The sequence below is a fragment of the Acetatifactor sp. genome (assembly GCF_982438285.1).
On record NZ_CEWDFQ010000421.1, the window covers coordinates 1 to 2,278 of the forward strand.

Genomic DNA, 2,278 nt, shown 5'->3' on the forward strand with positions numbered 1-2,278 from the left:
AGTCACCCTTATTTTGGTTATTACGCCCAGTTTCTGATACCAGGGAGCGAGTTTCGCAATTACCTACTTAATGAATAAAGGAAAGGATGCGGACGGGGCTATGGAAAAGGATATGGAGCAGGTTTTGCGAAAGGCTGAGGTTTTGATCGAAGCGCTCCCTTACATACAGAAATTCAACAGAAAGATTATTGTGGTAAAGTATGGCGGCAGCGCAATGAGCAATGAGGAGCTGCAGAAAAACGTCATAAAGGATGTGACGCTGCTTAAGCTGGTGGGCTTTAAGCCCATCATTGTCCACGGGGGCGGCAAGGAGATCAGCCGCTGGGTGGGAAAGGTCGGCAAGGAGGCAAAATTTATAAACGGTCTGCGGGTTACCGATGAGGAGACCATGGAGATTGCCGAGATGGTGCTGGGAAAGGTAAACAAGCAGCTTGTGACTATGGTGCAGGAGCTGGGAGTGAAGGCAGTGGGCATCAGCGGAAAGGACGGAGGCCTCCTGAACGTGGAAAAGAAATATTCCGATGGGCAGGATATCGGTTTTGTGGGGGAAATTCAAACGGTGAACCCCAAGGTGCTCTATGACCTTTTGGAGAAGGATTTTCTTCCTATTGTGGCTCCCATTGGACTGGATGCGCATTTTCAGACTTATAATATCAATGCTGATGATGCTGCCTGTGCCATTGCAACAGCAGTCCATGCGGAGAAGCTGGCGTTTTTGACGGATATTGAAGGACTGTACCGGGATATCAACGACAAGTCCAGCTTTATCTCCCGTCTGTCGGCCTCTCAGGCGGAAGAGCTTACAGGGGGCGGGCTTATCGGCGGAGGCATGCTGCCTAAGCTGAACAACTGTATCGCGGCTGTGAGAAACGGGGTAAACCGGGTTCACATTCTGGATGGCAGGATTCCTCACTGCCTGCTTTTGGAAATCTTTACCAAGGAAGGCGTGGGTACGGCTATCATAGCGGATGAAGAGCAGGGCGAATAAACAGTGGCGGGAAAGGAAATGGGACAATGAACAACAAGGAATATATTGAAGAGGCAGAGCGGGATCTGCTTCACACTTATAACCGCTATCAGATTGTGCTGGATCGGGGAGAGGGCGTTTATCTCTATGACATAGAAGGGAAAAAATATCTGGATTTTGTGTCCGGCATTGCTGTGTTTGCCCTGGGATATGGAAACAAGGAGTATAATGATGCCCTGAAGGGGCAGATCGACAAGGTGATTCACACCTCCAACTATTATTATAACGTGCCGGCCATAGAGGCTGCCAGAAAGCTGAAAAAGGTTTCCGGCATGGACAGGGTTTTCTTCACCAACTCCGGCGCGGAGGCGGTGGAGGGCGCCATCAAGGCCGCCAGAAAATATGCGTATTTAAAGGACGGATGTCAGGATCATGAAATCATAGCCATGGAGCATTCCTTTCACGGCAGAACCATGGGAGCCTTGTCCGTGACTGGCAATCCAAAATACAGAGAGCCCTTTGAGCCCATGATAGGACATATCAAATTTGCCAGGCTGAATGATTTTGAGAGCGTGCTTTCCCAGGTGACAGAGAAAACCTGTGCCATTCTTTTAGAGCCCGTCCAGGGGGAGGGAGGCCTTTTCCCGGCTGGGGAAGACTTTTTGAAAAAGCTGCGCCAGCTGTGCGATGAGCGGGATATTCTCCTGATGTTTGACGAGATACAGTGCGGTATGGGAAGAACAGGCTATATGTATGCCTGGCAGCGTTTTGGGGTAAAGCCGGATATTATGACCACTGCAAAGGCCCTTGGCTGCGGCGTTCCGGTGGGAGCCTTTCTGATGACGGAAAAAGCGGCGGCCCATTCCCTGGCGGCAGGAGATCATGGAACCACCTACGGAGGGAATCCCCTGGCAGCGGCAGCAGTGGAAAAAGTGCTTGATTTATTTGAAAAGGACCATATAATAGAACATGTAAGAGAGATCGCGCCTTATCTGGAGGAGCGGCTGGATGAGCTGGCGGGCCGGTATGACTGCATTCTGGAGAGAAGAGGCGCTGGACTGATGCAGGGGCTTGTGTTCGACAGGCCCGTAAATGGTGTAATCAACAAGGCCCTTGAGAAAGGACTGATTTTGATCAATGCAGGTGCAGATATTATTCGCTTTGTCCCTCCTCTTGTAATCACCAGAGAGCATGTGGATGAGATGACGTCGATTTTAGAGGATTGTATTCGGAGCAGCATATGAGTTTAAAAAAGAGATTGGCTGCCTCGGCTGCCGTGATTGCCATGGCGGCCGGGGTGCTCTATGGAAG

General features: G+C 50.5%; 2 protein-coding genes. Both read left to right on the plus strand.

The window, feature by feature from the left end:
- Positions 1-100: 100 nt before the first annotated feature.
- The gene (gene argB, locus AC1WIP_RS14790) at positions 101-988 is read left to right on the plus strand and encodes an acetylglutamate kinase (protein ID WP_481142550.1); all 888 of its coding nucleotides are present in this window, start codon (positions 101-103) and stop codon (positions 986-988) included.
- Positions 989-1,014: 26 nt separating this feature from the next.
- A complete protein-coding gene (locus AC1WIP_RS14795; protein ID WP_481142549.1) occupies positions 1,015-2,211 on the plus strand; it encodes an aspartate aminotransferase family protein in 1,197 nt (398 codons plus the stop codon).
- Positions 2,212-2,278 lie beyond the last annotated feature (67 nt).